Origin of the sequence: Roseixanthobacter finlandensis (genome assembly GCF_043195105.2) — a bacterium.
GTDB lineage: Bacteria > Pseudomonadota > Alphaproteobacteria > Rhizobiales > Xanthobacteraceae > NCEH01.
This window is the reverse complement of the sequence record NZ_CM195536.1, coordinates 4155047-4171528: the sequence shown is the minus strand read 5'-3', so window position 1 is coordinate 4171528 and position 16482 is coordinate 4155047. Positions and strand designations below refer to the sequence as shown.

Genomic DNA, 16482 nt, shown 5'->3' with positions numbered 1-16482 from the left:
GCAAGGAGCGGGAAAACGCTCAGCCCTGGCGGGCCTTGTAGCGCTTCTGGGTCTTGTTGATGATGTAGACGCGGCCCTTGCGGCGCACGAGACGGTTGTCCCGGTGACGGCCGAGGAGCGACTTGAGAGAGTTGCGGATCTTCATAACCTACTGCCTTCGGCCGACCGCGGCGCGGCTTCACCGCGCGGCTCGTCGACACAATGTATTGGATCGAGCCGGTTCGATAAGGGGCGCGCGCCGCAATGTCAACGGCGCGCGCTGTGGATGACGCGGGTTTTGCCGGCTCCCCGCCTAGGTCCGATCGACATTCAGCCGCGGGGTGGATCGTCGAGGCGCCTGACGGCCGGTGCGCGCTATCGTCTTTATTTCACCGGCCGTCATGGCCGGGCGCGTCCCGGCCATCCACGCCACGCCGCCCGCGCGCGCCTTGAAAAGCTGGCGCCGACGGGGCCGCGTGGATGCACGGGTCAAGCCCGTGCATGACGATGCTCTGCTGGAATTGCGCCGGACCAGGAATGTCGATCGGTCCAAAGGTGCGCTCACCTATCGTGCGCTCACTTATTACCCGCTCCTCGTTGCTCGCTCACTTGCCGGCGAGCAAAGGCGCCAGTTCCTTGTCGAGCTGGTCGGGGGTCATGGCGCCCGACACCTTCTTGCCGTTGATGAAGAAGGTGGGGGTGGAATCGACGCCGAGTTCCTTGTTGCCATATTGCGTGCCGGCCTGGATCTTCTCCGCCAGCTCCTTGTCGCTCAGGCACTTCTCGAAATCGGTTTCGCTCATGCCCGCCTGCTTGGCGACGCGCATCAGCCCCTCGGCCGGATTGTTGCCGAACGCCCAGCTGCGCTGGGTTTCGAACAGCGAGGAGACCATGGGGAAATATTTGTCGCTCGGCATGCAGCGCGCCAGCATGAAGGCGGCGGTGGCGACCGGATCGAACGGGAATTCCCGCAGGATGTACCGCACCTTGCCGGTGTCGATGTATTTTTCCTTCAGCTCCGGGAAAGTGCCGGTGTGGAACGCCGCGCAATGGCTGCAGGTGAGCGAGGCATATTCGATGATGGTCACGGGCGCGTCCGCCTTGCCCATGGCCTGTTCAGGCAGCGGGGTGGCGGCGGGTGCGTTGAGCTTGAGCGGGTCGACGGTCTGGCCCTGGGCCGGGCTCTGGGCCTGCGCCGCACCCGAAAGGCCCGGCAGCATCCCGGACAGCTGGAGCAGGGGGCCGGCGAGCGCGACGCTCAGGGCGAACTGGCCCACGCCCAGCAGGAAACGGCGACGATGAAGCGACATGGAAATCTCCGGGAAAGGGCCTTCGCGTTCTAGGGAGCGCGCTAGCATGGCGAGGGTAGGGCGCCAATCCCCTCGTGCCCTCGGGGCGATCAAGATTTCCGGCGCTCGCGCCGCACCAGCGCGCCGAGGCGGGCCAAAGCGGCGCCCAGCGCCTCGTCCTCGAACGGGCCGAGCGTGCCGCGCACCTGCGCCAGCGCGGCCGGATCGGGCTCCATGCGCGGTGGCGGGCCTTGATGGCGCTGCGGCACCGGGCCCTGGCGCAGCACCAGCCGGCCGACGCAGCGCCAGCCGAAATAGGCGTTGATGCGGTCGATCACCACGGGCGCGGCATATTGCAGCTCGATGGCATAGGCCCCTTCCACCCGCACCACCAAAGTCGCCGGCTCGCTGGCCTGGCGGGCATCCTGGCGCGGCCATTGCAATTTCACCGGCGTCGAGCGCGGGGCGAGCGCGGGGCCGACGATCTCGTCCCAATGGGTCACGATCTCCACCGCCGAAAAGCCCGCCTTGCCGCACAGGTCGGCGATGGACGGCCCCACCAGATCGGCGAGGGGGCGGGCGGCGGTGCGCCGCTTCCAGGGGGATTTGATGGCGGGGTCTTCCGTCATGGCTGCGGGCGTGTGAGGGCGCGCGGGGTGAAGGTGTACGGTGGAAGGCGCGCGTGCCGGGCGTTCGCCCCCTTGCGGGCAGCGCGCGGCCCCGGCACGGTGGCGCCATGGACGACGCCACCCTATCAGCCCCGCGCCCGCGCAAGAAGACCGCCGCGCCGGCCGCCCCCGCGAAAGTGATTCCCGCCCAGGTGAAGCCTGCGCAAGTGATTCCCGCGCAAGTGATTCCCGCGCAAGTGACGCCTGTGCAAGTGACGCCCGTGAAAGTGAAACCCGAGCAAGTCGCCGGGGCGAACGCGACAGACGCAAAGGCCACCCGCGCGAAAAGCGCGCCGCCGCAAGGTACCGGTGTGAAAAGCGCGCCAGCGCGCGCGCGCCGGGCGAAAAACGCGCTCCTGGAAATCGCGGGCGCGGCAACGACGGGGGCGCCAGCTACGAGGGCGGAAGCCACGGGCGGAGACGTCACAAGCGGCGATGTCGCGGGAGAATCGGCGGCTCCGGCCGTCCCGTCGGGCGCCATCGCCGCCGCCTTGCTCGCCTGGTACGACCGCCACCGCCGCCGCCTGCCCTGGCGCGCGGAAGGCGGGCGGCTTGGCGATCCCTATCATGTGTTCCTGTCCGAAATCATGCTCCAGCAGACCACGGTGAAGGCGGTGGGGCCTTATTTCACCGCCTTCCTCGCCCGCTGGCCGCGCGTGGCGGATCTGGCGGCGGCGCCGCTGGAAGAGGTGCTCTCCGCCTGGGCGGGGCTCGGCTATTATGCCCGCGCGCGCAATCTGCACGCCTGCGCCAAGGCGGTGGTGGCGCGCCACGGCGGCGCCTTTCCCGCCGATGAAGCCGCGCTGCTCGATCTGCCCGGCATCGGCCCCTATACGGCGGCGGCCATCGCCGCGATCGCGTTCGATCTCCCGGCAAGCCCGGTGGATGGCAATATCGAGCGGGTGGTCAGCCGGCTTTATGCCGTCGACGCGCCCTTGCCCAAATCCAAGCCGCGCATCAAGGCGCTCGCCGCCGCGCTGACGCCGCACGACCGGCCGGGCGATTTCGCCCAGGGCATGATGGATCTCGGCGCCACCCTCTGCACCCCGCGTTCGCCTGCCTGCGTGCTGTGCCCGCTCGCAGCGCCCTGCCTCGGCCGGGCGGCGGGCGATCCCGCGCGCTATCCCGTCAAGGCGGCGAAGGGCGAGAAGCCGGCGCGGGCCGGCATCGCCTTTCTCGCCGTGCGCGCCGATGGGGCGGTGCTGCTGCGCACCCGCCCGGAAAAGGGCCTGCTGGCGCAGATGAGCGAAGTGCCCTCCACCCCCTGGACCGCCGGCGTGCCTTCGCCCGGCGATCATGCGCCGCTGTCCGCCGGGGCGAAGGGCTGGCGGGCTCTGCCGGGGCGGGTGAGCCATGTGTTCACCCATTTCGCCCTGGAGCTGGAGGTGTGGCGCGCCGATCTTCCCGCTGCGACCGCCGCTCCGGCCGGGCATCGCTGGGTGCTGCCCCGCGATTTCGCCCGCGAGGCGCTGCCGAGCGTGATGCGCAAGGTGCTGGCGCATGGGCGGGTGCCGGGGGCGTGAGCCCGGATCATCGCCGGCCCCGCGCGCACCCCCGCCGAAATCCGCATTGCCGCCGGCGCGCGTTCGCGCCATAGGATCGGGCAAGGCAATCTCATGGCGGTGGGCATGCGCGATGACCGACCCCGCTTTCCCTCGCGCCCCGTGGCGGGAGCGGCAAGCGATGCGCCGGCTGAATTCAGCATCGATCTGAGCGCCGCCGTGGTCGCGGTGACGGCGGAGGAGCCGCGCGTGCTCGCGCTGCGCGTCGGCGACCGGCCGGCCCTGCCGTCCGGCCCGCTGGAGGAACATCACCGCACGCTCGAAGGCGGCCTGCGCAGCTGGGTGGAGCGGCAGACCCACCAGCAGCTCAATTATATCGAGCAGCTCTATACGTTCGGCGATCTCGACCGGCACGACGGCGGCCCGGCGCGCGCGCTCTCGGTGGCCTATCTCGCCTTGGTGCGGGAGGCGCGGCCGGCGGGCGAGATGGCGGCGGCCTGGCTCGGCTGGTACGCGTGCTTCCCCTGGGAGGATTGGCGCGACGGCCGCCCGGCGGTGCTCGATCGCATCGGCGCGGGCCTGGAGGCCTGGGCGTGCGCGGCCGGCGATGCGCGCACGGCCGAGATGCGTCGGCGCCGCCGGGTGCTCGCCTTCGGACAGGAAGGGGCGGAGGAGACCTCCTGGAACGACGAGCGCGTGCTCGAGCGCTATGAATTGCTCTATGAAGCCGGCCTCGTGGCGGAAGCCGCCGAGGACGGGGCGCCGGCCGTGCTAGATTCGCTTCCCAGCCAGACGCTTCCCGGCGAGGTGCTTCCCGGCGAGGCGTTTACCGGCCAGCCGCTGCTCGGCCAGCCCATGGCGCTCGACCATCGGCGCATCCTCGCCACCGCCATCAGCCGCCTGCGCGGCAAGATCAAGTATCGCCCCGTGGTATTCGAGCTGATGCCGCCCGCCTTCACCTTGCTGCAATTGCAGAAGGCGGTGGAGGCGCTCTCCGGCATGCTGCTGCACAAGCAGAATTTCCGCCGCCTGGTGGAAAGCCAGGGCCTGGTGGAGGAAACCGGCGAGACCACCAGCGGCACCGGCGGGCGCCCGGCGCGCCTGGTGCGGTTCCGCCGCGATGTGCTGCTGGAGCGTCCCGCCCCCGGCGTGCGACCGCAGGGCGCCCGGCGCGGATAGCGCCGTGTCGAACTTGGTGCCGTCCCAGGCCGGTGCCGTGCGATCCGCGCGAAAAAAACCTCCTGCTTTACCTGCCCTTAAGTCCGCGCCGCGACACTGCCCCCATCGTAAGCGTTGCGTATGGGTTGCGTCATGAATGTGGTGCGTAAAGGGGCGCCCCGAGGGGCGCCCCGTCTGTCCCGGGCGGCCCTCGCGGCGGTGCCGGATCTGGAATTGGACCGCGTGCTGGTGGGCGATTGCATCGCCGCCATGAATGCCCTGCCGGCCAACAGCGTCGATCTCGTGTTCGCCGATCCGCCTTATAATCTCCAGCTCCAGGGTGAGCTGAAGCGGCCCGACGAAAGCCGCGTCGATGCGGTGAACGACGATTGGGACCAGTTCGAGAGCTTCGCCGCCTATGATTCCTTCACCAAGGCCTGGCTCGCGGCCGCGCGGCGGGTGCTGAAGCCTTCCGGCACGCTGTGGGTGATCGGCTCCTACCACAACATTTTCCGCGTCGGCGCGACCATGCAGGATCTCGGCTTCTGGATCCTCAACGACGTGATCTGGCGCAAGACCAATCCCATGCCGAATTTCCGCGGCCGGCGCTTCACCAATGCCCATGAGACGCTGATCTGGGCCGCGCGCGACGCCGACGCCCGCAATTATGTGTTCAATTACGAGGCGCTGAAGGGCGGCAACGAGGATACGCAGATGCGGTCCGACTGGCTGTTTCCCCTGTGCACCGGCCACGAGCGGCTGAAGGACGAGAACGGCCGCAAGACCCATCCCACCCAGAAGCCGGAAGCGCTCCTCGCGCGCATCATGCTCGCCGCCTCGCGGCCCGGCGATGTGGTGCTGGACCCGTTTCTCGGCTCGGGCACCTCGGCGGCGGTGGCCAAGCGCCTGGGCCGCCATTATCTCGGCATCGAGCGCGACACGACATACGCGGCGGCGGCGGAAAAGCGCATCGCCGCGGTGATCCCGCTGCCGGATTCCGCGCTCGCCGCCCCGCCGAGCGCGCGCGAGGCTCCGCGCGTCGCCTTCTCGGCGCTGGTGGAGCGCGGGCTGGTGACGCCGGGGGTCGAACTCACCGATTCCAAGGGCAATGTGCGCGCCGTGGTGCGCGCCGACGGCACCATCGCCCTCACCGGTCTGGCGGGGGCGCCGACCGTGGGCTCGATCCACCGCATGGGCGCGCTCGCCCAGGGCGCGGAAGCCTGCAACGGCTGGACCTTCTGGCATGTGGAGCAGGAAGGCCGCCGCCACCCCATCGACGTGCTGCGCGCTCGCCTGCGCGCCGAAATGGGCATTCGCTCGGAATAGCAGCGAACGCCCCGCGCGCCGCGAAGCCCCGCGAAGCTTCGCAACAGAGCTTCGCAACAGACAACCGGCCCCGGATAGACCGGGGCCGTTTGCGTGTCACACCGGCCCGCCCATCTCCTCCAGCGCGCCGAGCGATTCGGGCAGGATCTGCCCGCCATCCACCACCATGCCCTGGCCGGTGATGTAGCCGGCTTCCTCGCTGGCGAAGAACAAAGCGGCATTGGCGATATCGTCCACGCTGCCGAGCCGCTTGAAGGGGATGGAGGCTTCCATTTTCGCAATATAATCCGGCCCCAGGCCGTCCAGGCCCTCGGTGCGGATATTGCCGGGCATCACCGCGTTCATCGTGATGCCCCAGGGCGCGAGCTCGATGGACGCGGTGCGCATGAAGCCCATTTGCGCGGCCTTCGAGGCGCCGTAATGCGCCCAGCCGGGATAGCCGGTGATCGGCCCGGTGATGGAGGAGGTGAGCACGATGCGCCCCCATTTGCGCGCCTTCATGTGCGGCAGCACGGCCGACACCGACAGGAACGTGCCCTTCATATTGGTGTCCATGACCAGGTCGAAATCCTCTCCCGTCATCACGTCCAGCTTGGCGGCGGGAAAGATGCCGGCATTGGCGCACAGCACGTCGATGCTGCCATAGCGCTCCAGCGCGGCGGCGGCGAAGGCGCGGCACTCCTCCGCCTTGGTGACGTCGGCGGCGAAGGCCGAGGCATGGGCGCCGATTTCGGTGGCGACCGATGTGGCTTCTTCCAACTTTCGCGACACCACCAGCACATTCAGCCCGGCCGCGCCGAAGCGCTTCGCGATGCCCCGCCCGATGCCCTTGCTGGCGCCGGTGACGATGACGGTACGCCCTGCGAGCGCTTTGAACATGCGCTTCTCCTCATGATCTGGAAGGTGTTTCAACGCGACGGGTGCGGAAAAGCGCACGCGCGGCGGGCGCTTCGTCCCGCGATGCGAAACGCAGAATGCGGTGCAAAAAAACTGTTGTAAAGCCCACGAGTCGGAGCTTAACATCCAACATAGTCCAACAGAAAGTCCAACATTCCTCCGGCGCCACGACCTGCCCTCCGACCCTTCGGACGGGAGCGGCGGCGCTGTGCCGGAGGGGATGCGGGGCGAAGATTGGGCACGAAATCAGAACCACCAGACCATTCCAGAGGATCGACAATGACCATTTCCAGACGGTCCGTGCTCAAGGGCATGGCGGCCGGCGGCCTTGCGATGGCGGGCGGCCCGTTCGCCATGACCGGTTCCGCCTTCGCGGCGCGCGAGAAGGAGCTGAACATCCTGTGCTGGGAGGGCTATAATTCCGCCCAAGTGCTGGACCCGTTCCGCAAGAAGACTGGCGCCACGGTGAAGGCGGAAAGCCTCACCAATGATCCCACCATGATCAACCGCCTGCGCGCCGGCGAGACCAATGTGTGGGATCTGATCAACGTCAACAATCCCTGGGCCCGCAAGGTGATGTGGCCCGAGAAGCTGATCAAGCCGCTGCCGAAGGACGAGTTCGAGCCGTTCTTCGCGAAGATGCTGCCCATGTTCAAATGGCCCTATAAATGGGCCATGAGCGACGACGGCAAGGAATTGCTCGGCTCCATCCAGCGCTTCGGGCCTTATTCCTTCGTGGTGAACACCAAGAAGATCGACCGCAAGACCGCCGAGACCACGGGCTGGGACCTGTTCAACGATCCCAAGCTCTCCGGCAAGTACGGGATTCTGGAATCCGACGACTGGAACGTGTTCAACCTCTTCCTGGTCGCCGGCATCGACCCGTTCAAAGTCCATACGCCGGAAGAACTCGCCAAGTTCGAGGAGACCGCGAAGAAGGTGTTCAAGGGCGCCAAGCTGATCGGCGACATCGCCACCATGAACCAGGCGCTGGTGTCCGGCGAAATCGATCTGCATCTGACCGGCGGCACCTATTCGGTCTCGGCGGCGCGCGCCGACGGCTATCCCGAACTGCGCGGCATCACCCCGCTCAAGGGCCCGCTGCCCGGCGGCAAGGGTGGCGTGTCGTGGATCGAGGTGACCTCCACGGTCAATAATCCCAACCCCACGCCGCTGGCGGTGGATTTCCTGAAATATGTCCAGGCGCCGGACGTCGCCCACACCGTTGCGTTCGCCGAGGGCACGTTCAACCCGGTCGCCCAGATGGGCAATCCGGACTGCTTCAAGCTGTTCACCAAGAAGGAGCTGGAGGCGATCCAGTGGGACAGCCTGGACGAGGAGATGGACCGCTCCGTCGAGTACGACATCGTGCCCGATTACGACAAGGCGCTCGATCTCATGAACGCCGCCAAGCGCGTGCGCGGGTAGGGGTTCCGGTTTCGCCTCCCCGTTTTCCCCTCCCCCTATCGTGGCGTTCCCCCTCCCCACCCCTCCCCCGCAAGCGGGAGAGGGGACAGGTGGGAAGGGGGCGGGGTGGTGGGAAAGGGAATGGCGCCCTCAAAAGCGCCGATGCGCTCCCTCTCCCGCGTGCGGGGGAGGGGTGGGGCGGGGGCCCGCAGGGCGCATGAGCCCCCGCCCGACTTTCACCCGCTTTGTCTTTCCGCCTGCCGAGACCCGCGATGACAACACAAGCCGCGTCGAAACTGCCCATCCTGCAATTGGTCGGGGTGCGCAAGACCTTCAATGATTTCGTCGCCGTCGAGAAGATCGACCTCGATGTGATCGAAGGCGAATTCCTCACCATCGTCGGCCCGTCCGGCTCGGGCAAGACCACGCTGCTGCGCATGCTCGCGGGCATGGACCAGCCGAGCGAGGGTAATATCACCCTGCACGGCGAACGCATCAACGAGGTGCCGCCCAACAAGCGGCCCACTTGCCTGGTGTTCCAGTCGCTGGCGCTGTTTCCTCACAAGAGCGTGGGCGACAATATCGAGTTTCCGCTGAAGGTGCGCGGCGTCGATGCCAAGGCGCGCAAGGCCCGCGCGCTGGAATTGATGCGCGTGGTGCGCCTGCCGGAAAGCTATCATTCCAAGAATGTCATGAAATGCTCGGGCGGCGAGCGCCAGCGCGTGGCGCTGGCCCGCGCGCTCGCCTATGACCCGGAAGTGCTGTTCTTCGACGAGCCGCTGTCCGCCATCGACTACAAGTTGAAGAAGGTGCTGGAGAAGGAATTGAAGGATCTCCACAAGGAGACCGGCAAGACCTTCATCTACATCACCCATTCGCTGGAAGAGGCGATGGTGATGTCGGACCGCATCGGCGTCATGCGCGCCGGCCGCCTGGTGCAGGTGGGCACGCCCGAACAGATCTATAATCATCCCGTGGACCGCTTCGTCTCCGAATTCGTCGGCGAGGTGAATGTGATCGAGGTGAAGAAGGAGCAAGACGGCGCGCCCTGGCGCGGCATCGACGTGCCCGGCGCCTTCCATGTGCGCCCGCCGGAAGAGGATGCCGAAGCGGACCACGCGTTCGTGGTGATCCGGCCGGAATATCTGCGCTTTCTCGGCGCCGGAGACACCGCCCAGAACAGCCTGAAGGGCACGGTCTATAACGAATATTCGCTCGGCTCGCGGATCCAGTATCAGGTGCGCGTGGGCGAGAAGGTGATGCTGGTGGAACTCTCGCGCTCCAAGGCCCTGCCGATCGCCGCGGACCGCAGCGTGACGGTGGGCTGGGATGCCGCCGACGCCATCACGGTGCGGGCCTGAGCCATGGCGCAGACCACCCTGTCTCACCCCACGGCCCCGGTCTCGCTTGAGGCCGCGCCCGCTTTGCCGACGAAGCGCGACGCGTTGCTCTCGCTCGGCGCGCGCTGCTCGCTGCCGGTGATCCTGCTGCTGGCGGTGGGCTTCGTGGCGCCGCTGATCGCCATCTTCGCCTATTCCTTCGCCAAGCCGCGCACGTTCGAAGTGTTCCGTTCGTTCACGCTCGTGAATTATGCGGAGATCTTCAACGGCAGCAATACGGTGTGGCTGTCCTTCCTGTGGTCGCTGGGATTTGCCTTCGCCACCTGCGCTCTGCTGGCGGTCATCGCCTATCCCATCGCCTATGGGCTGAACCGCGTGTTCGGCAAATGGTCGTCGCTGGTCTCGATCCTGTTCGTGTTCCCGCTGTTCGTGTCGGAGAATGTGCGGCTCTACGGCTGGGTGCTGTTCTTCATCAAGAATGGCGTGCTCGACGGCACATTGAAGATGTTGGGCTTCGAGGGCGGGCCGCAGATCTTGTTCCAGCCGCCCATGATTCTTGCCGGCATGCTCTATGTGTATCTGCCCTTCATGCTGTTTCCCATGACCCTCGGCCTTGCCATGGTGCCGCGCGATTTGATCGATGCGGCGCGCGATCTTGGCGCCAACCGCTGGCAGATCTGGCGCGAGGTGGAAGTGCCGCTCGCCATGCCCGGCATCCTCATCGGCATGCTGCTGACCTTCGTGCTCGGCATCGGCGCGGTGGCGGAGGCGAAGATCCTCGGCGGCCAGTCGGTGATCGTGATTTCCCACGATATCGAAATCGCCTTCACCTATTCGCAGAACTGGCCGCTCGGCTCGGCGCTGGCGGTGGTGGTGACGATCTTCATCGGTGCGCTCACGCTGGCCGTATTCTCGCGCCTCGATCTCGACCGCTTGCTGGGGAGGCGCTGAGCCATGGAACAGGAAAAGGCCCGCACGCGCCTCTTCATCTGGCTTTGGACCGCCTTCGTCGTGGTCCTGCTGTATTTGCCCATCGCCTGCGGGGCGCTGGCAAGCTTTTCCAAGGGCCGTTACTTCGCCTTCCCGATCCGCGCCTTCACCTCCGAATGGTGGGAGAAGACGGTGGATTCCATCGAGATCGGCATGATTGTCCAAACCTCGCTGCTGGTGGCGGCGCTGGTGACAGTGCTTTCGGTGGTGGTCGCCTTCTTCGGCGCGCTGGCGTTCGCGCGCTATGATTGGAAGGGCCGGCGGCTGTTCCAGAAGATCGTCATCCTGCCGATCTTCTTCCCCCAGCCGGTGCTCGGGCTGGCGCTGCTGCTGTGGTTCAGCGCGGTGGGCGTCCAGACCTCCTGGCTCACGGCGGTGTTCGCCCATCTGGTGTGGATCGTGCCGGTGGTCACCTTGGTGATCGCGATCCAGGTCTACAGCTTCGATCCCTCGCTGGAGGAAGCCGCGTTCGATCTCGGTGCGACCCGCTGGCAGGTGATGCGCGAAGTCACGCTGCCCATCCTGTGGCCCGGCATCTGGTCCGGCGCGCTGTTCGCGTTCCTGCTCTCCTGGGGCAATTTTCCGCTGTCGCTCTATACGGCGGGCGCGGATTCCACCGTGCCGAAATGGCTCTATTCCAAGATGGTGGCGGGCTATACGCCCATGGTGCCGGCGCTTGGAACCATGAGCACGCTCGGCGCGGCAAGTGCCCTGCTGCTGGGCGGGCTGGTGCTGTGGCTGCTGCGACGGCGGGCTGCGGCATGAGCGAGGAACCGACCCCCGGTGCCGGCGAGCGGGTCAAGCTCTCCAAGAAGGATCGCCACGCGCGCATTCTCGCCGAGATGCGGACCAATTCCACCTTGCGGGTTTCGGAGCTGGCGGGCGAACTCGACGTCTCCACCGAGACCATCCGGCGCGATCTGTTCGAGCTGGGCGAGCGCGGGCTCATCAACCGCACTTATGGCGGGGCGGTGCGCCCGCTCGGCATCGAGCCTTCGGTCGCCGAGCGCCACCGCATGCTGGTGGAGGAGCGCGAGGCCATCGCCGCCGCGACGGTGAAGTTTTTGCGCCCCAACGAGGTGGTGGCCATCGGCGCGGGCGCAACCACCACACACGTCGCCCGCCGCATGGCGGCCGAGTGCCGGGACATCACGGTCATCACCCATTCCTTCTCGGTGGCCACCGTGCTGGCGCCGAACCCCACCATCGCCGTGCTCATGTGCCCCGGCCGCTATGACGGGCGCGAGGGCATGATCGTGGGGGCGGAAACCATCGAGTTCCTGCAATCCTACAACGCCAATTGGGCGATCCTCGGCGCCACCGGCATCACCGCCGAGGGGTTCTCGGACGCCGAGGCGGCGGCGGCCTCGGTCTACAAAGCGATGATGCACCGGGCGGTGCAGACCATCGCGGTCGCCGATCATTCCAAATTCGACCAGCAGGCGCTCGCCATCTGGGGGCGCTGGGCGGATGTGGGCCGGCTCGTGACCGACGTCGCCCCGAGCGGCGCCATCGCCCGCGCCCTCCATCGCGCCCGCGTCGAAGTCACCGTTGCCCGCAAGCGCGGCGCCTGAGGAGCATCCCATGTGGCAGGAAAAAGCGCCGGACCGGCGGGTGGACCTCCAGATCCAGGGCCATCGCATCGTCGCCTATGAGTTCGGCACCGGGCCGGAAGTCGTGCTGCTGCTGAACGGCGGGCCGGGCCTGCCGTGCGACTACATGCGCGAGGCCCATTCCTTCCTTGCCGGCCATGGTTTCCGCGTGGTGGCGTTCGATCAATTGGGCTGCGGCGCCTCCGACCGGCCGACCGATCCCGCTTTGTGGAACATCACCCGCTATGTGGAGGAGGTGGAGGCGGTGCGGCAGGCGCTGGGGCTCGGCCAAGTGCATCTCGCCGGCCATTCCTGGGGCGGCTGGCTCGCCATCGAATATGCGCTCACTTACCCCGACGCGGTGAAGAGCCTGCTGCTGGAGAACACTGCCGCCGACCTGCCCCACCTCATGAGCGAATTGCACCGCCTGCGCGATGCGCTGGGGGAAGAGACCTCCGCCATGCTGGCGCGCCACGAGGCCGACGGCACGCTCGCTCATCCCGAATATCAGGGCGCCATCAATGTGCTGAATTATCGCCACGTGTGTCGGCTGATGGAGTGGCCGGCCCCGGTGATGCGCTCGCTCGCCGATTGGAACATGGCGCCCTATGAGGCCATGCAGGGGCCGAACGAATTTCTCTATATCGGCAATCTCAAGGACTGGTCGCGCCTCGCCGATCTGCCGAACATCAAAGTGCCGGTGCTGATCCTGGTGGGCGCCCATGACGAGCAGACCCCCGCCTGCGCCGCCCGCATGAAGGGGCAGCTTCCCCAGGCGGAACTGCACGAATTCCTCCATTCCAGCCACATGCCCGCCTATGAGGAGGCGCAGGCGCACGGCGCGGTGCTGCTCGCCTTCCTCCAGCGCGTGGCGCTAGGGGTGAACGCATGAGCACGCCGCACTGGAAGCAGCGCAACCGCTCGCTCTATTACGCCAATGCGCCCGAGCCGGACGATCCGGTGCTCGATCCCGCCACCACGGCGCTGCTCGTGATCGACGTGCAGAACACCTATCTGGAGCGGCCGGCGCGCGCGGGCTTGAGCGGGGCGGAGCTGGCCCATTTTGAGGCCTGGACGCCGTTCCACGATCGCATGCATGGGCAGGTCATCCCCGGCATCGCCGAGGCGCTCAAACTGTTTCGCGGCAAGGGCATGGAGGTGCTGTTCGCGCGCATCGCCTGCCTCACCGCCGACGGGCGCGAGCGCTCGCTCAGCCAGAAGAAGCCGGGCTTCAACAATCTGCTCCTGCCGAAGGATGAGCACGCCTCGCAGATCGTGCCGGAGCTGGCGCCGGTGGGAGATGAAATCGTCCTCACCAAGACCACCGACAGCGCACTCACCGGCACGAACTTGCGGCTGATCCTGCACAATCTCGGCATGCGCACAGTGGTGTGCGTGGGCATTTTCACCGACCAGTGCGTTTCCTCCACCGTGCGGAGCCTGGCGGATGAAAGCTTCGACGTGGTGGTGCTGGAGGATCTGTGCGCCGCCGCGAGCCTCGACCTGCACGCGCAGGAATTGGCGATCCTCAACATGATCTATTGCAACGTGATGGAATTGTCCGAGTTCGCGGCCCTGCTGACGGCGCAGGTGGGCGCGCGATGAGGGCGGTCCATGCCTCATGCGTCATGGCCGGGCCTGTCCCGGCCATCCAAGCGGTCGGGCCGCGCGCGATGCGGCGGGGCTTGAACCGGCGTCGCGGCGTGGATGCCCGGCATGGGGCCGGGCATGACCTGGGGCACGACCTGGGGCTCCCTAACTCTCCCTCGGCCTTCCCCCTCCCTAGCCCTCCCCCGCACGCGGGAGAGGGAATCGCAGCGGTGCAGGATCGAGATGTTCATTCTTCATCCATGCCGGCGGCCTCCCTCTCCCGCTTGCGGGGGAGGGCCGGGGAGGGGGCGCGAAGCGGCGCGAACCACGGCACCAGAGGGAGGCACACCCGTGCTCTATGACGGCGGATTCCTGGCCCGGCTTGAAGACGGCGTGCGCGGCGCGCTGTCGCGCTGGGACATCGCCCCGACAACCGAACTGAAGCTGCTGACCATTTCGGAGAACGCCACCTTCCGCGCCAGCAATACCGGCACCGGCGGCGACCTCGTGTTCCGCGTTCATCGGCCGGACTACCACACCCGCCGCGAGATCGAATCCGAGCTCGCCTGGATCGACGCCCTGCGCGCCGAGGGCGGCATCCTCACCCCGCGCCCGATCCCGCTGCGCGACGGTTCCCTGATCGCCGATATCGAGGATGCCGGCACCACGCGCCATGTGGTGGCGTTCGAATTCCTGCCCGGCAAGGAGCCGGACGAGAAGGACGATCTGGTGGGCTGGTTCGCAAAGCTCGGCGCCATCCATGCCGGGCTGCACGCCCAGGCGCGCGCCTGGACGCGGCCGGAGGGCTTCACCCGCAAGGTGTGGGACTTCCGGTCCATGCTGGGCGATCAGCCGCTCTGGGGGGACTGGCGCGCCGGCCTCGGCCTCACCACCGAGGGCCGCGCCACCTTGGAGAAAACCGCGCTCCTGCTGGAGCGCGAATTGGCCGCCATCGGCAGCGACGCGGACAGTTTCGGCCTCGTCCATGCCGATCTGCGGCTCGCCAATCTGCTGGTGGACGGCGACAGGCTGGCGCTGATCGATTTCGACGACTGCGGCTTCTCCTGGTTCCTCTATGATTTTGCCGCCGCCATCTCGTTCATTGAGCACGAGCCTTATGTCCCGGCCCTCATGGACGCCTGGATCGCCGGCTATCGCACCCGCTTGCCCCTGACGGACGCGCAGGCCGCGCACTTGCCGGTGTTCATCATGCTGCGCCGCATGCTGCTGACCGCCTGGATCGCCTCCCATGCCGAGACGCCGACGGCGCAGGCCATGGGCATTCCCTACACGGACGGCACAATCGCCCTCGCCGAAGCCTTCCTCTCCGCCCGCGCGTGACGCGTTCCGGCCGCGTGCCGGGACAGCCAAGAGAACCGGAAACAAGCCCATGAAGACCCAGCAGATCCTGTCCCTCAATGCCTTCCAGCCGGGGGAAACCGCAGGGCTTTCGGATGATGTGGCGGTGCTGGTGGAACGCCGCAAGCGCAGCTTCGGCGCCTCCTCCGTGCTGTTCTACCAGCAGCCGCTGCATGTGGTCAGCGCGTCCGGCGCGACGATCCGCACGGCTGATGGGGCGGACTATCTCGACCTCTACAACAATGTCCCCTCGGTGGGCCATTGCCACCCCAAGGTGGTGGAGGCGGTGCAGAAGCAGGTCGCGCTTTTGAACTGCCACACGCGCTATCTGTTTGATAACGTGCACGATTATGCCGAGCGGCTGCTGGCGACCTTCCCGGTGGCGCTGTCCAATCTCGCGCTCACCTGCACGGGAAGCGAGAGCAATGACCTCGCCTTGCGCATCGTCGCCATGGCCACCGGCGGCACCGGCTTCATCGTCACAAAGACCGCCTATCACGGCAACACCACCGCCGTGACCGAGGTTTCGCCCTCCTCCTACAAGGTGGGCGCGCCGCCCAAATATGTACGCACCGTGCCGGCCCCCGATCCCCGCGTGTTTCCCGGCGATCTCGGCGCCGGCTTCGCCCAGGCGGTGCGCGCGGCCATCGCGGCGCTGGAGGCGGACGGAATAAAGTTCGCCGGCCTGCTGGTGGATACCATCTTCTCCAGCGACGGCGTGTTCGCCGATCCCAAGGGCTTCCTGAAGGAGGCGGTGGAGGTGGTGCATGCGGCCGGCGGCCTGTTCATCGCCGACGAGGTGCAGCCCGGCTTCGGCCGCACCGGCTCCGGCATGTGGGGCTTTGCGCGCCATGGATTGGTGCCGGACGTGGTGACCATGGGCAAGCCCATGGGCAACGGCATTCCCATGGGCGGCGTCGTCACCCGGCCGGAATTGCTGAAGGGCTATTGCGACGCCTTCGGCTATTTCAACACCTTCGGCGGCAATCCGGTGGCGGCGGCGGCGGGCTTGGCCGTGCTCGAGGTGATCGAGCAGGAGGGGCTGATCGCCCATGCGGCGATGGTGGGCCGCCACATCACGGAGCGGTTGAAGGCGGCGCGGGCGCGCTGCCCGGCGCTCGGCATGGTGCGCGGGGCGGGGCTCTATCTCGGCGTCGATATCGTCGACGGCGAGAAGGCCGATGCGGCGGGCGCGACGGCGCTCATCAATGCCTTGCGCGAAAAGCGCATCCTCATCGGCGCGGCGGGGCCGCTCGGCAATGTGCTGAAGGTGCGCCCGCCGCTGTGCCTGAGCCTGGAGCAGGCGGACCGGTTCGTGGATGCGGTGGAAGCCATCCTCGCGCCGAAATAAGCCGGCGCGTCCTCAAGCGCTGTCTCAGGGCAGG

At 67.3% G+C, this 16482-nt stretch carries 16 protein-coding genes; 12 read left to right on the top strand and 4 right to left on the bottom strand.

Annotated elements, in window-relative coordinates; all coding sequences use genetic code 11:
• Window positions 1-19: 19 nt before the first annotated feature.
• The 3 genes from ykgO to V5G24_RS19575 form a co-directional block, all read right to left on the bottom strand.
• Window positions 20-145, bottom strand: a complete 126-nt coding sequence (gene ykgO, locus V5G24_RS19585) for a type B 50S ribosomal protein L36 (RefSeq protein ID WP_012114086.1) — start codon at window positions 143-145, stop codon at window positions 20-22.
• 439 nt (window positions 146-584) lie between these two features.
• Window positions 585-1289, bottom strand: coding sequence for a DsbA family protein (locus V5G24_RS19580; RefSeq protein WP_394085004.1), 705 nt, complete (start codon window positions 1287-1289; stop codon window positions 585-587).
• An 89-nt stretch (window positions 1290-1378) separates the two neighbouring features.
• Window positions 1379-1897, bottom strand: coding sequence for a DUF721 domain-containing protein (locus V5G24_RS19575; RefSeq protein ID WP_394085005.1), 519 nt, complete (start codon window positions 1895-1897; stop codon window positions 1379-1381).
• Between the two features lie 518 nt (window positions 1898-2415).
• Between V5G24_RS19575 and mutY the strand changes: the two genes are divergently transcribed.
• The 3 genes from mutY (at window position 2416) to V5G24_RS19560 (ending at window position 5922) form a co-directional block, all read left to right on the top strand.
• Window positions 2416-3459: an A/G-specific adenine glycosylase gene (gene mutY / locus V5G24_RS19570; protein WP_394085125.1), complete on the top strand. Its 1044-nt coding sequence runs from the start codon at window positions 2416-2418 to the stop codon at window positions 3457-3459.
• A gap of 105 nt (window positions 3460-3564) precedes the next feature.
• The gene (locus tag V5G24_RS19565) at window positions 3565-4617 is read left to right on the top strand and encodes an NUDIX hydrolase (RefSeq protein WP_394085006.1); all 1053 of its coding nucleotides are present in this window, start codon (window positions 3565-3567) and stop codon (window positions 4615-4617) included.
• A 132-nt stretch (window positions 4618-4749) separates the two neighbouring features.
• Window positions 4750-5922 (top strand): site-specific DNA-methyltransferase, encoded by a 1173-nt coding sequence (locus V5G24_RS19560; RefSeq protein ID WP_394085007.1) that lies wholly within the window; start codon window positions 4750-4752, stop codon window positions 5920-5922.
• A 96-nt stretch (window positions 5923-6018) separates the two neighbouring features.
• On the opposite strand, the gene fabG is transcribed toward V5G24_RS19560, so the two are convergent.
• Window positions 6019-6801: a 3-oxoacyl-ACP reductase FabG gene (fabG, locus tag V5G24_RS19555; protein ID WP_394085008.1), complete on the bottom strand. Its 783-nt coding sequence runs from the start codon at window positions 6799-6801 to the stop codon at window positions 6019-6021.
• A gap of 297 nt (window positions 6802-7098) precedes the next feature.
• On the opposite strand from fabG, the gene V5G24_RS19550 reads away from it, so the two are divergent.
• The 9 genes from V5G24_RS19550 to V5G24_RS19510 all read left to right on the top strand — a co-directional run bounded on the left by V5G24_RS19550 (window position 7099) and on the right by V5G24_RS19510 (window position 16448).
• Window positions 7099-8247, top strand: a complete 1149-nt coding sequence (locus tag V5G24_RS19550; RefSeq protein ID WP_394085009.1) for an ABC transporter substrate-binding protein — start codon at window positions 7099-7101, stop codon at window positions 8245-8247.
• A 251-nt stretch (window positions 8248-8498) separates the two neighbouring features.
• Window positions 8499-9587 carry an ABC transporter ATP-binding protein gene (locus V5G24_RS19545; protein WP_394085010.1) on the top strand — a complete coding sequence of 363 codons (1089 nt, stop codon included), beginning with the start codon at window positions 8499-8501 and terminating at the stop codon, window positions 9585-9587.
• Between the two features lie 3 nt (window positions 9588-9590).
• Window positions 9591-10517: an ABC transporter permease gene (locus tag V5G24_RS19540; protein ID WP_394085011.1), complete on the top strand. Its 927-nt coding sequence runs from the start codon at window positions 9591-9593 to the stop codon at window positions 10515-10517.
• A gap of 3 nt (window positions 10518-10520) precedes the next feature.
• Window positions 10521-11321, top strand: a complete 801-nt coding sequence (locus V5G24_RS19535; protein ID WP_394085012.1) for an ABC transporter permease — start codon at window positions 10521-10523, stop codon at window positions 11319-11321.
• Window positions 11318-12130, top strand: coding sequence for a DeoR/GlpR family DNA-binding transcription regulator (locus tag V5G24_RS19530; protein WP_394085013.1), 813 nt, complete (start codon window positions 11318-11320; stop codon window positions 12128-12130). Before V5G24_RS19535 ends, V5G24_RS19530 begins: the two co-directional genes overlap by 4 nt.
• 10 nt (window positions 12131-12140) lie before the next feature.
• Window positions 12141-13040: a proline iminopeptidase-family hydrolase gene (locus V5G24_RS19525; protein ID WP_394085014.1), complete on the top strand. Its 900-nt coding sequence runs from the start codon at window positions 12141-12143 to the stop codon at window positions 13038-13040.
• Window positions 13037-13753 (top strand): cysteine hydrolase family protein, encoded by a 717-nt coding sequence (locus V5G24_RS19520; RefSeq protein WP_394085015.1) that lies wholly within the window; start codon window positions 13037-13039, stop codon window positions 13751-13753. The genes V5G24_RS19525 and V5G24_RS19520 overlap by 4 nt, the downstream gene beginning before the upstream one ends.
• 336 nt (window positions 13754-14089) lie before the next feature.
• A complete protein-coding gene (locus tag V5G24_RS19515; RefSeq protein WP_394085016.1) occupies window positions 14090-15079 on the top strand; it encodes a phosphotransferase enzyme family protein in 990 nt (329 codons plus the stop codon).
• A 49-nt stretch (window positions 15080-15128) separates the two neighbouring features.
• Window positions 15129-16448, top strand: coding sequence for an aspartate aminotransferase family protein (locus V5G24_RS19510; protein WP_394085017.1), 1320 nt, complete (start codon window positions 15129-15131; stop codon window positions 16446-16448).
• Window positions 16449-16482: the final 34 nt, after the last annotated feature.

Coding starts and splice junctions, on each gene's coding strand:
- ykgO (WP_012114086.1), bottom strand. CDS start 145: ATGAAGATCCGCAACTCTCTCAAGTCGCTCCTCGGCCGTCACCGGGAC.
- V5G24_RS19580 (WP_394085004.1), bottom strand. CDS start 1,289: ATGTCGCTTCATCGTCGCCGTTTCCTGCTGGGCGTGGGCCAGTTCGCC.
- V5G24_RS19575 (WP_394085005.1), bottom strand. CDS start 1,897: ATGACGGAAGACCCCGCCATCAAATCCCCCTGGAAGCGGCGCACCGCC.
- V5G24_RS19565 (WP_394085006.1), top strand. CDS start 3,565: ATGCGCGATGACCGACCCCGCTTTCCCTCGCGCCCCGTGGCGGGAGCG.
- V5G24_RS19560 (WP_394085007.1), top strand. CDS start 4,750: ATGAATGTGGTGCGTAAAGGGGCGCCCCGAGGGGCGCCCCGTCTGTCC.
- fabG (WP_394085008.1), bottom strand. CDS start 6,801: ATGTTCAAAGCGCTCGCAGGGCGTACCGTCATCGTCACCGGCGCCAGC.
- V5G24_RS19550 (WP_394085009.1), top strand. CDS start 7,099: ATGACCATTTCCAGACGGTCCGTGCTCAAGGGCATGGCGGCCGGCGGC.
- V5G24_RS19545 (WP_394085010.1), top strand. CDS start 8,499: ATGACAACACAAGCCGCGTCGAAACTGCCCATCCTGCAATTGGTCGGG.
- V5G24_RS19540 (WP_394085011.1), top strand. CDS start 9,591: ATGGCGCAGACCACCCTGTCTCACCCCACGGCCCCGGTCTCGCTTGAG.
- V5G24_RS19535 (WP_394085012.1), top strand. CDS start 10,521: ATGGAACAGGAAAAGGCCCGCACGCGCCTCTTCATCTGGCTTTGGACC.
- V5G24_RS19530 (WP_394085013.1), top strand. CDS start 11,318: ATGAGCGAGGAACCGACCCCCGGTGCCGGCGAGCGGGTCAAGCTCTCC.
- V5G24_RS19525 (WP_394085014.1), top strand. CDS start 12,141: ATGTGGCAGGAAAAAGCGCCGGACCGGCGGGTGGACCTCCAGATCCAG.
- V5G24_RS19520 (WP_394085015.1), top strand. CDS start 13,037: ATGAGCACGCCGCACTGGAAGCAGCGCAACCGCTCGCTCTATTACGCC.
- V5G24_RS19510 (WP_394085017.1), top strand. CDS start 15,129: ATGAAGACCCAGCAGATCCTGTCCCTCAATGCCTTCCAGCCGGGGGAA.